General features: G+C 66.2%; 11 protein-coding genes. All 11 read left to right on the top strand.

Annotated elements, in window-relative coordinates:
* The first annotated feature begins 66 nt into the window (after window positions 1-66).
* The 11 genes from argC (at window position 67) to ON062_RS04200 (ending at window position 11,597) form a co-directional block, all read left to right on the top strand.
* Window positions 67-1,119 carry an N-acetyl-gamma-glutamyl-phosphate reductase gene (gene argC / locus ON062_RS04250; RefSeq protein ID WP_274645898.1) on the top strand — a complete coding sequence of 351 codons (1,053 nt, stop codon included), beginning with the start codon at window positions 67-69 and terminating at the stop codon, window positions 1,117-1,119.
* Window positions 1,116-2,273 carry a bifunctional glutamate N-acetyltransferase/amino-acid acetyltransferase ArgJ gene (gene argJ / locus ON062_RS04245; protein WP_274645897.1) on the top strand — a complete coding sequence of 386 codons (1,158 nt, stop codon included), beginning with the start codon at window positions 1,116-1,118 and terminating at the stop codon, window positions 2,271-2,273. The genes argC and argJ overlap by 4 nt, the downstream gene beginning before the upstream one ends.
* On the top strand, window positions 2,270-3,169 hold the full coding sequence (gene argB / locus ON062_RS04240) for an acetylglutamate kinase (RefSeq protein WP_274645896.1): 900 nt from the start codon (window positions 2,270-2,272) through the stop codon (window positions 3,167-3,169). The genes argJ and argB overlap by 4 nt, the downstream gene beginning before the upstream one ends.
* Entirely contained in the window at window positions 3,166-4,380 is a 1,215-nt protein-coding gene (locus tag ON062_RS04235; RefSeq protein WP_274645895.1) for an acetylornithine transaminase, read from the top strand. Before argB ends, ON062_RS04235 begins: the two co-directional genes overlap by 4 nt.
* The gene (gene argF / locus ON062_RS04230; RefSeq protein WP_274645894.1) at window positions 4,377-5,300 is read left to right on the top strand and encodes an ornithine carbamoyltransferase; all 924 of its coding nucleotides are present in this window, start codon (window positions 4,377-4,379) and stop codon (window positions 5,298-5,300) included. The genes ON062_RS04235 and argF overlap by 4 nt, the downstream gene beginning before the upstream one ends.
* Window positions 5,297-6,433, top strand: a complete 1,137-nt coding sequence (locus ON062_RS04225; protein ID WP_274645893.1) for a heparan-alpha-glucosaminide N-acetyltransferase domain-containing protein — start codon at window positions 5,297-5,299, stop codon at window positions 6,431-6,433. Before argF ends, ON062_RS04225 begins: the two co-directional genes overlap by 4 nt.
* Window positions 6,434-6,442: 9 nt before the next feature.
* Window positions 6,443-7,873: an argininosuccinate lyase gene (gene argH, locus ON062_RS04220; protein ID WP_274645892.1), complete on the top strand. Its 1,431-nt coding sequence runs from the start codon at window positions 6,443-6,445 to the stop codon at window positions 7,871-7,873.
* Window positions 7,874-7,960: 87 nt separating this feature from the next.
* Window positions 7,961-8,614, top strand: coding sequence for a SatD family protein (locus ON062_RS04215; protein ID WP_274645891.1), 654 nt, complete (start codon window positions 7,961-7,963; stop codon window positions 8,612-8,614).
* Window positions 8,611-9,405 carry a hypothetical protein gene (locus ON062_RS04210; protein ID WP_274645890.1) on the top strand — a complete coding sequence of 265 codons (795 nt, stop codon included), beginning with the start codon at window positions 8,611-8,613 and terminating at the stop codon, window positions 9,403-9,405. The genes ON062_RS04215 and ON062_RS04210 overlap by 4 nt, the downstream gene beginning before the upstream one ends.
* A gap of 63 nt (window positions 9,406-9,468) precedes the next feature.
* A complete protein-coding gene (gene tyrS / locus ON062_RS04205) occupies window positions 9,469-10,773 on the top strand; it encodes a tyrosine--tRNA ligase (RefSeq protein ID WP_274645889.1) in 1,305 nt (434 codons plus the stop codon).
* 8 nt (window positions 10,774-10,781) lie between these two features.
* Entirely contained in the window at window positions 10,782-11,597 is an 816-nt protein-coding gene (locus ON062_RS04200; RefSeq protein WP_274645888.1) for a DUF4184 family protein, read from the top strand.
* The last annotated feature ends 513 nt before the right edge of the window (window positions 11,598-12,110 follow it).

Raw genomic sequence — 12,110 nt, 5'->3', positions numbered from 1 at the left:
GCGCGGACCGCCGTGTGTGGGCGTCGCCGTCTTCGGTCCGTCGTCCCAGACTCTAAGGTGGAAGCCATGACTTATTCGGTCGCCGTCTCCGGCGCATCCGGTTATGCCGGCGGTGAGATCCTGCGGATCCTTGCCGCGCATCCCGATGTCGAGATCCGCACCGTGACCGCGCATTCGAACGCCGGTCAGACCCTTATCCAGCACCAACCGCACCTGCGATCGCTCGCGCATCTGACGCTGCAAGACACCACTCCCGACACGCTCGCCGGGCACGACATCGTCTTCCTCGCGCTCCCGCACGGTCAGTCGGGGCAGTACACCGACGCGCTCGGTGACACACCACTCGTGATCGACGCGGGCGCTGACCACCGGCTCGAGAGCGAGACCGCGTGGGACGCGTTCTACGGCGGTGCCTTCCACGAGCCGTGGGCGTACGGGGTGCCCGAACTACTCATTGGCGGTAACGCCAAACAGCGCGACCGGTTGGTGGGGGCATCCCGAATCGCTGCACCCGGATGCAACGCGTCCACCGTCTCGCTGAGCCTCGCCCCGGGCGTCGCGGCCGGCGTGATCGACACCACCGACATCGTCACGGTCCTTGCAGTCGGGCCGTCTGGTGCCGGCAAGAGCCTCAAGACAAACCTGCTTGCGAGCGAGATCCTCGGCACGGCGAACCCGTATGCCGTGGGCGGCACGCACCGGCACATCCCTGAGATCCGGCAGGCGCTCGCCGCCGCGGGCGCGGCAGCCGACGGCATCCGTATGTCCTTCACTCCCGTGCTGGTCCCCATGGCGCGCGGAATCCTCGCGACGTCGACGGCTCCGATCGCCGCGGACGCGACCGACGCCGAGATCCGCGACGCATGGCAGTCGGCGTACGGCGATGAGACTTTCGTGCAGTTGCTCCCCGAGGGTGAGTTCCCCCGCACCGCCGACGTGATCGGCGCGAACACCGCACTCATGGGTCTCGCCGTCGACCGCGCGGCGAACCGTGTCGTTGTCGTCACAGCGGTCGACAACTTGACCAAGGGCACGGCCGGCGCGGCCGTGCAATCGATGAACATCGCGCTGGGCCTCACCGAGAGCACCGGCCTGTCAGTGAACGGAGTCGCCCCGTGAGCGTGACCGCAGCCCAGGGATTCGAGGCGGCCGGCGTGGCCGTCGGTCTCAAGTCCACCGGAAAGCCCGATGTTGCCGTCGTGGTGAACCGCGGACCGCTCAAGGTGGGGGCGGCGGTGTTCACCAGCAACCGCGCCAAGGCCAACCCGATCATGTGGTCAGAGCAGGTCATCGCCGACGGCACGGTCGAGGCGATCGTGCTGAATTCGGGTGGCGCGAACTGCTTCACGGGCTCGTTCGGGTTTCAGACGACGCATCAGACCGCTGAGAAGGCTGCGGAGTTGCTCGACGTGAGTGCCGGTGACGTGCTGATCTGCTCGACCGGACTCATCGGTACCGGTGATGAGGTCTTCCGCGCGAAGGTCCTCGATGGCACCGAGAAGGCGATTGCCGAACTCTCCGCAGACGGTGGCGAAGCGGCATCCCTCGCGATCATGACCACCGACTCGAAGCCGAAGCGCTCGGTTGTCAGCCGCGACGGGTGGACCATCGGCGGCATGGCCAAGGGGGCCGGGATGCTGGCACCGGGCCTCGCGACGATGCTCGTCGTGATCACCACGGATGCGGTGCTCACCGCTGAGCAGGCCGACGCCGTATTGCGCGGTGCCACGCGCACGACGTTTGACCGCCTGGATTCGGACGGCTGCATGTCGACCAACGACCAGGTGACGTTGATGGTCAGTGGGGCATCGGGCGTCACGCCCGACCTGACCGCGTTCGCCGAGGCGCTCGCCGAAGTCAGTGCCGATCTCTCACGTCAGTTGCAGGGGGATGCCGAAGGTGCCAGCCACGACATCACGATCGAGGTCGTCAATGCCGCGAGTGAAGACGATGCCGTCGTGGTCGGCCGTTCGGTCGCGCGCAACAACCTGTTCAAGGCCGCCATCTTCGGTAACGACCCGAACTGGGGTCGCGTGCTCGCTGCGATCGGCACCACCGATGCCGCCTTCGATCCGTACGACGTCGACGTGTGGATGAACGGTGTGCGGGTGTGTACGGCCGGCGGCCCCGACGCGCCCCGCGAGGATGTGGATCTCACTCCGCGCGCGACGCACCTGGTCATCGACCTCAAGGTGGGCGAGGCATCGGCGACGATCCTCACCAACGACCTCACGCACGATTACGTCCACGAGAACAGCGCGTACTCTTCATGACTGACATTCAAGACACCGACCCCGTCGAGGCCAGCGGCAAGGCGGCGATCCTCATCGAGTCGCTTCCGTGGCTCAAGCGGTACAGCGACCAGATCGTTGTCATCAAGTACGGCGGCAATGCGATGGTCAGCGAAGAGTTGCAAGATGCCTTCGCGGCCGACATCGCCTACTTGCGATACGTCGGCGTGAAGCCGGTCGTCGTGCACGGTGGCGGGCCGCAGATCTCGTCGATGCTCGACCGCCTGGCGATCCCGAGCGAGTTCAAGGGCGGCTATCGCGTCACCTCGACCGAAGCGATCTCGGTCGTGCGCATGGTGCTCACCGGGCAGATCAATCCGCAGCTTGTCTCCAAGATCAACGCGCACGGACCGGTCGCGACCGGTCTGAGCGGTGAAGACGCGGGCCTGTTTGGCGGCCGTCGACGTGGCGTAACGATCGACGGCATCGAGCACGACCTCGGGCGCGTCGGAGATGTCGTGCAGGTTGACCCGCGTCCGGTTCTCGATCACATTGAGGCAGGACGAATCCCGGTCGTCTCGAGCATCGCACCGGATCTGGATCACCCCGGGCACTCGCTCAATGTGAATGCGGATGCCGCGGCATCCGCTCTGGCCGTCGCCCTCGGCGCGGTGAAACTGGTCGTGCTGACCGACGTGCCGGGGCTATATGCCGATTGGCCCAACCGCGACTCGCTCGTCTCGCATCTGGAGTCGGACGAATTGCGCACCCTGCTTCCGAAGTTGGAATCGGGCATGATCCCCAAGATGACCGCGTGCCTGCAGGCGGTCGAAGGGGGAGTAGATACGGCGGCGATCATCGACGGTCGCGTGCCGCACTCGGTACTGGTGGAGATGTTCACCAGCAAGGGAATCGGAACAGAGGTGGTGCTCTCATGAGTTGGCAGGATGACGCGGGGCGCGACCTCGTTCGCAGTTTCGGTCCGCGGATGGCGATGTTCGTCCGCGGCGAGGGGGCGTACCTGTGGGATGACGAGGGCAAGAAGTACCTCGATTTCCTCGCGGGCGTGGCTGCCGATTCGCTGGGGCATGCCCACCCGGTGTTCGTCGATACGATCAGTCGGCAGGCGGCGACGCTCGCACACGTGTCGAATTACTTCGCCACACCTCCGCAGCTTGCGCTCGCGGCTCGGCTGAAGCGCATCGCCGGCACCGGTGAGGCAGGCCGGGTGTACTTCGCGAACTCGGGTGCTGAGGCGAACGAGGCCGCGTTCAAGCTGGCGCGCCTGCACGGCGGGGTCGACAAGCCGCGCGTCCTGTCGTTTGAGAACGCCTTCCACGGTCGCACGATGGGTGCGCTGGCCATCACCGGAAAGGCGGGCATGCGCGCGCCCTTCGAGCCGATGGCGCCGGGCGCCGAGTTCATCGAGACGTCGATCGAGGCGCTCGAAGCCGCCATGGACGACCGCGTCGCGGCCGTGTTCATCGAGCCGATCAAGGGCGAGGCCGGGGTGATCGACTTGCCCGAGGGCTTCCTTCGTGCCGCGCGCGAGCTCACGACGCGGCACGGCGCCCTTCTGATCATTGACGAGATCCAGACCGGCGCCGGCCGCACCGGCGAATGGTTCGCCTTCCAGCACGAGGGCGTCACGCCGGACGCGATCACCGTGGCCAAGGGTATTGGTGGCGGGTTCCCCATCGGGGCTTTGGTCACCTTCCCGTCTGCTGCTGAGCTGTTCTACCCCGGCACGCACGGTTCGACGTTCGGCGGCAACTCTCTGGGTACCGCGGTCGCTGACGCCGTGCTGAACGAGATCGAAGAGTCCGAACTCGTCCGCAACGCCGCCGAGCGCGGCACGCAACTGCGGCAGGCGATCAGTGAGATCGACTCAGATCTGGTCAGTGGATGCCGCGGCCGCGGCCTTCTCGTCGGCGTGGCGCTGTCACGCCCGGTCGCCAAGGCCATCGTTGAAGCCGCGCAAGTGCACGGTCTTGTGATCAACGCACCCAACGACGAGACCATCCGTCTGGTTCCGGCGCTCACGATCGGTGACGTCGAGATCGACGAGTTCATCAGCCTGTTCACCGCGTCGCTCCGCACTGTCGAAGCCGCCCTCTTGCTCGAGACCGCCTCGGAGGTTCCCGCATGACCCGCCACCTGCTACGCGACGACGATCTCACTCCGGCCGAGCAGGCCGAGATCCTCGACCTCGCGATCGAACTGAAGAAGGATCGCTTCGCCGTCAAGGCGCTCGAGGGCCCGCAGACGGTCGCGGTGATCTTCGACAAGTCGTCGACCCGCACGCGCGTCTCGTTCGCGGTCGGCATTGCGGATCTGGGCGGATCGCCGCTCATCATCTCGACGGCGAACAGCCAGCTCGGCGGCAAAGAGACGCCGGCCGACACGGCGCGCGTCCTCGAGCGCCAGGTCGCCGCCATCGTGTGGCGCACGTACGCGCAGTCCGGGCTCGAGCAGATGGCCGAGGGCACCACGGTGCCGGTCGTCAACGCACTGAGTGATGACTTTCATCCGTGCCAGCTGCTGGCCGACCTCCTGACGATCCGTGAGCACAAGGGTGACCTGAAGGGCCTCACCCTGGCGTTCTTCGGCGATGGCAAGTCGAACATGGCGCACTCGTACATGCTCGCCGGCGTCACTGCGGGCATGCACGTGCGGGTGACCTCGCCCGAGGCGTACGCGCCGCGGGAAGACGTGGTTGCCGATGCCGACCGGCGTGCGGCGGAGACCGGTGGCTCGGTCACGCTGTACACCGACCCGAACGAGGCGGCGGCCGGTGCCGACGTCATCGTCACCGATACGTGGGTGTCGATGGGCAAGGAAGAGGAGAAGCTCGCACGCCTCCGCGACCTGGGGGAGTACAAGGTCACGTCCGAGACGATGGCCCTCGCGCAGAACGACGCGATCTTCATCCACTGTCTGCCGGCCGACCGCGGCTACGAGGTGGATGCGGCCGTCATCGACGGCCCGCAGAGCGTGGTGTGGGACGAGGCCGAAAACCGTCTGCACGCCCAGAAGGCGCTGCTGGTCTGGTTGCTGCGGCAGCAGTGACACCCGGGGCTGGCGGCGTCGCCACACGCTGGCGGCGACTGAACGGTGAGGGCAGAGTCCAAGGCGTCGACCTCGCTCGGGGCCTTGCCGTCATCGGCATGCTTGCCGCCCACCTGCTGACGATCGAGCAGTCCCTCGAGTGGCTCGATCCCAACACCTGGATTGCCGTGGTGAACGGCCGATCGTCGATCTTGTTCGCAACGCTCGCCGGCGTGTCGATCGCCCTGGTGACTGGCGGTGCTGTTCCGCTGCGCGGTGAGCGTCTGCGCGTGGGAATGATGCGCTTGGTAGTGCGCGCGTTCGCCTTGTGGATGCTCGGAGTGTTCCTCATCTTCGCCGGTGCGCCGGTGTTCGTGATCCTGCCCGCCTATGCGCTGATGTTTCTGATCGCCGTCGCATTCGTGCCGTTGCGCGCACGCACGCTGGCGATTCTCGCGGCCGTCATCGCTGTGGTGATGCCGTTCGTGCAGGTGTGGCTCGATGACCTCAGCTTCTGGGCGACTCCGGCCGGGCACGATCTTGCTCTCCTTATTGGATGGCATTACCCGTTCACCACCTGGATCGCGTTCGTCTTCGCCGGCATGGCGCTCGGACGCGCAGACGTGCGCCGGTTGCGCACGCAGATCGGGATGCTGGTGGTCGGCGCCACGCTGTGCGGGATCGGTGCGCTACTTGCCGCGTGGACCGCACCGTCTCCCGCAGTCTCGTCACAGGGAGCCTGGGGCAGTCCGAGCTATCTCGAACAGGTGTTTTCCGCCGAGCCGCACTCGACGGGCCTGTGGGAAGCGATCGGATCGGGCGGCTTTGCGCTTGCCGTCATCGGCGCGTGCCTTCTGCTGTGTCGGACGATCGTGAGCATGCCGCTGTTCCCCCTGCGGGCGCTGGGCGCGATGCCGCTGACCGCCTACACGGCTCAGATCGTGGCGTGGGCGATTGCAGCGACGGCGGTGCTGGGTGCCCCGGGCGATCTCATGGCTTTCCGTGCGACGGAACCTTTCTGGGCGTTCACGCTGATCACGATCGCCGCGTGCACCGCGTGGGCGCTCCTGGTCGGTCGCGGCCCGCTCGAGTGGGCGCTCGACCGGTTGTCACGCTTCGTCGTCCGCTCGGGTCCGGGCGTTCGGGCTGGGTAGGCTTGAGGGGTGAGTGACAACAAGGGTGACGGAACCAACGAGGGCGCACTGTGGGGCGCCCGCTTCGCGACGGGCCCGTCGCCTGAACTGGCAGAACTGAGCCGCTCCACCCATTTCGACTGGGATCTCGCGCTCTACGACATCGCCGGCTCGCACGCTCACGCGAAGGCGCTCGCTGCGGCGGGGTATCTCACAGCCGACGAAGAGCGCACGATGCACGCGGGCCTCGACCAGCTCGCCGCTCAGATCACCGACGGCACCCTGCGCCCGTCCCCGGCGGACGAAGATGTGCACGGCGCCCTCGAGCAGGCGCTGATCGCCACGGTGGGGGCAGAGGTTGGCGGAAAGCTGCGCGCCGGCCGCAGCCGTAACGACCAGATCGCGACCCTGGTCCGGATGTACATGCTCGACCACGCGCGCACCATCGCTCGTGAGGTGCTCCGGCTGGTCGACGCCCTTGTTGCGCAAGCCGAGGCGCACCCGGATGCCGTCATGCCCGGCCGCACGCATCTGCAGCACGCCCAGCCGGTGCTCCTCGCTCATCACCTTCAGGCTCACGCGTGGCCGCTGGCGCGCGATCTCGAGCGGCTCAGTGACTGGTCGGTGCGAGCATCCGTCTCCCCCTATGGCGGGGGAGCGCTCGCCGGGTCCACCCTGGGGCTTGACCCGCAGCTCGTCGCGGATGAGCTCGGGCTGGCGCGCCCGTCCGAGAACTCGCTCGACGGCACCTCTGCCCGTGACGTGGTGGCGGAGTTTGCCTTCATCACGGCGATGATCGGCATCGACGTATCGCGTCTGGCTGAAGAGATCATTCTGTGGAACACGCGGGAGTTTGGCTTCGTCACGCTGGATGACGGCTACTCGACCGGGTCGAGCATCATGCCGCAGAAGAAGAACCCCGACATCGCCGAGCTCGCGCGCGGCAAGGCGGGGCGCCTCATCGGCAATCTGACCGGCCTGCTCGCCACCCTCAAGGCGCTGCCGCTGGCGTACAACCGCGATCTGCAGGAAGACAAGGAGCCGATTTTCGATTCGGTGCGCACCCTCGAGACCGTTCTTCCCGCGTTCGCAGGGATGATCGCGACCCTGCGGTTCGACACCGATCGCATGGCCGAGCTCGCGCCACAGGGATTCTCTCTGGCCACCGATGTGGCCGAGTGGCTTGTCAAGCAGGGCGTACCCTTCCGTGACGCGCATGAGATCTCGGGCCATCTAGTGCGGGTGTGCGAGCAGAGCGGTCTCGAACTGCACGAGGTCGACGACGCTGGGCTCGCCGCGGTGTCGCCGCACTTGACCCCTGCGGTTCGCGAGGTGCTGACTGTTTTGGGGTCCGTGGCATCACGCACCGGAACGGGCGGCACGGCGCCCGTGCGTGTGGCAGAGCAGCGCGCGGCGTTGATCGAGCGCGTCCAGGCGAGTGCCCACACGCTGGGTATCTAGGGCGGCTGCCGCGGCATCTGTGCTTATGTTCTGAAAAAAATAAGCAAAGTACTTATATTCAGATTTCATAAGCGCTACCATCGGCGCATGAGCATTGCCGTGATCGCCGACATTGTGGGCTCTCGTGCCCTGCCTGACCGGCAGGCCGGACAGAAGATGCTGGATGCCGCGATCTCGCGGGTCCACGCGGATCGCCCTTTCGCCACGCAGCCTTTGCACCCGACCGTAGGAGACGAGCAACAGGGGCTGTACCCGGATCTTTCGCGGGCACTGGCCTCCCTGCTGCTGCTGCAGCTCGCCCTGCCGGAAGGTATCCAGTGTCGGTTCGGGATCGGCGTTGGAGAGGTGCGCGCTGTGTCTGCCGCGAACGGTGACATCCCCGAGGGGCCGGGGTGGTGGGCCGCGCGCGACGCGATCGAACATGTGCGTTCGCTCGAGCATCGCGCCGCGCCGCAGGCGAGAACGTGGATTGTCGTTGCCGAGGGGGAACATGACGAGATGAAGACGCAGGCGAGCATGGCGAATGCCTACCTGCTGGCGAAGGACGATCTCGTCGCGCAGATGAACGAGCGGACCCGCCGGCTGGTGTACGGGCGGTGCGTAGGCAGTAAGCAGTCGGACCTGGCGCGCGCCGAGGGCATCAGCCAGCCCGCAGTGTCGCAAGCGTTGAGCAGCGCGGGTGCTCGCGCGGTCGTCGAAGGCTTTCGCGTGCTGACCGCCTCTGTCGGAGATCCCCAATGATCCTCGCTGGCCTCCTCTTGCTCGCCGTCGGCACGGCCGACCTGATGCGTCAATTCATCCCCGAGCGTCGGCGATGGATCGGATACCTGGCCGGTGGACTCTTCGTCCTGGTGCTGGCTTCGGGTGCCGACGCGGGAGCTGCGGGCTTCGCGGCGATCGCTGCCGCCGCGCTTTGGGTGATGACGGTGCCACCGGACGGACGCGGGCGCGGCGGCTTCTGGCCGATCGGTGCGCTCGGGGCACTGTGCGCGATTGCGGTCGCCACCGTCGGTGGGCGCGGCGAAGCAGGGCCGCTCGGCGACGCGTGGCAGCAGTATGCCGCACTCGGCAACGCTGCCTTCGACGCAGCGGTGCTGGTATGTGGAGCCATCGTCTTCCTGTTGGAATCCGGCAACGTCATCGTGCGGACCGCTCTGCGAAGCGAGCAGGGCGCCGCCGCGGCATCCGACACCCCCGCAACAGACACGGCACTGGCCGACACAGAGGATGCCGATACCGATCGCGCCGAAGAGTCGATGGCCGCCCGCGCAAGTGCGCCGGTACTGCGTGGCGGGCGGCTCATCGGTCCGCTCGAACGCGTGCTCGTTTTCGCGCTCACGCTGGCCAGCGCCTACACCCTGATCGCGGCAGTCCTCGCGGCGAAGGGGATCGTTCGGTTTCCCGAGATCAACAACGATCGTGGCACGGGTACGCGCGCGGAGTACTTTCTGGTCGGCAGCTTGGTGAGCTGGGTCGTTGCCCTCGCCTGCGCGGTGCTGGTGTGGTGGGGTGTGCACGCAACGTTGCTGTGATCGGGCAGTTGTCGCAGTGGGTTCGGCGCGGGACGCGTGGTCGTCGCTGATAGCCTGGAGCGCGTGTCTGAGCCTTCCGTGACTGCCCTCGCACCGGCCAACGACGCGTCCTTCGAGAATGTTTGGGACGAGATCGTCTGGCGTGGCCTGGTGCACGTGTCCACCGACGCCGATGCGCTGCGCGCGCTGCTGAGCGGGGACCCGATCACGTATTACTGCGGCTTCGATCCGACCGCGCCGAGCTTGCACCTGGGTAACCTCGTGCAGTTGCTCACCATGCGCCGGCTGCAGTTGGCCGGCCACAAGCCCCTCGGACTCGTCGGGGGATCGACGGGTCTCGTGGGCGATCCGCGCCCGTCGGCCGAGCGCACGCTCAACACGCGCGAGACCGTCGCCGAGTGGGTCGGTTACCTCCGTTCCCAGGTCGAGCGCTTCCTCAGTTTCGAGGGGGAGAACGCCGCGCGGATGGTGAACAACCTCGACTGGACCGCGCCGATGAGCGCCATCGACTTCCTGCGCGAGATCGGCAAGCATTACCGCGTCGGAACCATGCTCAAGAAAGATGCCGTTGCCGCGCGATTGAACTCCGAGGCCGGCATCAGCTACACCGAGTTCAGCTACCAGATCCTGCAGGGCATGGACTACCTCGAGCTGTACCGCCAATACGACTGCGTGCTGCAGACCGGTGGATCCGATCAGTGGGGCAACCTCACTAGCGGCACCGACCTCATTCACCGTGTCGAGGGTGCGTCCGTGCACGCGATTGGCACGCCCCTGATTACCAACAGCGACGGCACGAAGTTTGGCAAGAGTGAGGGCAACGCCGTGTGGCTGGACCCTGCAATGTGCAGCCCGTACCGGATGTACCAGTTCTGGCTGAACACCGATGACGCCGATGTGATCTCGCGCCTGAAGGTCTTCACCTTCCTCACGCGCGACCAGATCGCCGAGTACGAGCAGCTCGTCGCCGATGAACCGTTCCGCCGGGCAGCCCAGAAGCGCCTGGCGCTCGAGGTCACGACGTTCGTTCATGGGGTGGATGCCACCACCGCCGTGATCGCGGCGTCCGAGGCACTGTTCGGGCAGGGCGATCTCACTTCGCTCGACGCGGGGGCGTTGCGCGCGGCGCTGGAAGAACTGCCGAATGCGACCGTGGCGCCGGGCACCGGCATCCTGACCGCACTGGTCGACACGGGTCTGGTTGCGAGCATCTCAGAGGGTCGGCGCGCAATCGCTCAGGGCGGCGTGAGCCTCGACGGTGAAAAGATCGCCGACGACACTGCCGTCGTGAACGGGACGCTCCCCGGTGGAGTGTCCGTGCTCCGCCGCGGCAAGAAGACGCTCGCGGGCGTGTTTATCGAGGGCTGATCGAGCAGGTGCCCTTCACGCCGAGCCACGCCGTTGTGGCGTTGCCGTTCGTGAGGACACCCCTTGTCCCCGCGGCCATCGCTGTCGGAGCCATGACTCCAGACCTCCCGCTGTTCGTGCGGGCGTTTCCGCTGCACTACGGGTTCACGCATGACTTCGGATGGCTTCCGGCGACGGTGATACTGGCGCTCGTCCTCCTGCTGGTCTGGCGCTGTGTGTTGCGTCCGGCGGTGCGAGAGCTGGCGCCGAATCTCCTTGCGCAGCGGCTGCCTTCGGAATGGGATCGCGGGGTCGTGGCCGCGCTGCGTGAGACCTTTGGGGTTCGGCGCGGCGCGACGGGGTGGGCCATCTCATGGCTGAGTGGGCTTCTGCTGCTCGTATCGTTGCTGATCGGTGTCGTCAGCCACATCGTGTGGGATCTGTTCACGCACGAGGGGCGCTGGGGAGTCGTCGCGCTTCCGGTGCTCGAGCAACAGTGGGGGCCGCTGGTCGGCTTCAAGTGGATTCAGCACGGGTCGAGCCTGCTCGGCTTGGGGATCCTCGCGGCCTACGCGCTTGTGTGGGTGGTCCGGCGTGAGGCAGCCCCGGTCGCTGCCCGTGTTCTCCCCGCGTGGGTGCGTCTTGCCTGGATCATCGCGTTGCCGGTGTTTCTTGTGACGGCGTGGATGTGGGGACTGGCCGCTTACGGTCCGCTCGACGCGACATGGACCGTTGCGCACCTCGCGTACCGGGTACTGCCGCCGGCGTGCGCGGTGTGGGGAGTGGCGACTCTGGGGCTCTGCATCGTCGTGCAGGCGACGCGTCGCGCACGTTACTCGCTGTGACCTGCGAAAACATCCCGCTTACGGCTCTGGCCCGGGGGTGCGACACGCCCGGGGTGTGGGGTGGATTTGTGGGTTGGTGGGGTTGCGCGTAAGTTATTACTTGTTCGCCCCACAGGGAAGCGGAAGGGCCGGAAGGTCTTACCCCCCTCAAGTTGGTTGAACGTCTCCTTTTTCCCAAATCTCTCGGTTGAGAGAGTAGGACTTTTGTGTCTAGGATGAGGGGTTCCCTTTCGTGACCGCGGTTGCTGGCTGCCAGGTGTTCTGGTGTGTTGGTTTGACAGACGGAGCGTGGGGGATAAGATAGTGAAGTTGCCCTTCTGGCGAGGTCGTGAGGCTGAGCGGGTGGGCGTCCGATCCTTGAGAACTCAACAGCGTGCACTTGTCAAATGCCAAATTATCCTCGTCCAACCTTTTTTAGGGTTGGTTGAGAATTCCTTTGGATCAAGTCCAACTCCTTTGGGGGTTGGCGTTATGGATTGTCAGCAATGACATCTTTTTGGTCAGTTCAAACTC

The sequence above is a fragment of the Microbacterium sp. C7(2022) genome, from assembly GCF_028823665.1.
GTDB lineage: Bacteria > Actinomycetota > Actinomycetes > Actinomycetales > Microbacteriaceae > Microbacterium.
The sequence above is the reverse complement of the archived record's forward strand: the minus strand, read 5'-3'. Positions and strand labels throughout refer to the sequence as shown.

What these genes read in the sequence shown, in the direction of transcription:
- argB (WP_274645896.1), top strand. Translation starts at nt 2,270, where the DNA reads ATGACTGACATTCAAGACACCGACCCCGTCGAGGCCAGCGGCAAGGCG.
- ON062_RS04215 (WP_274645891.1), top strand. Translation starts at nt 7,961, where the DNA reads ATGAGCATTGCCGTGATCGCCGACATTGTGGGCTCTCGTGCCCTGCCT.
- ON062_RS04210 (WP_274645890.1), top strand. Translation starts at nt 8,611, where the DNA reads ATGATCCTCGCTGGCCTCCTCTTGCTCGCCGTCGGCACGGCCGACCTG.
- ON062_RS04235 (WP_274645895.1), top strand. Translation starts at nt 3,166, where the DNA reads ATGAGTTGGCAGGATGACGCGGGGCGCGACCTCGTTCGCAGTTTCGGT.
- argC (WP_274645898.1), top strand. Translation starts at nt 67, where the DNA reads ATGACTTATTCGGTCGCCGTCTCCGGCGCATCCGGTTATGCCGGCGGT.
- argF (WP_274645894.1), top strand. Translation starts at nt 4,377, where the DNA reads ATGACCCGCCACCTGCTACGCGACGACGATCTCACTCCGGCCGAGCAG.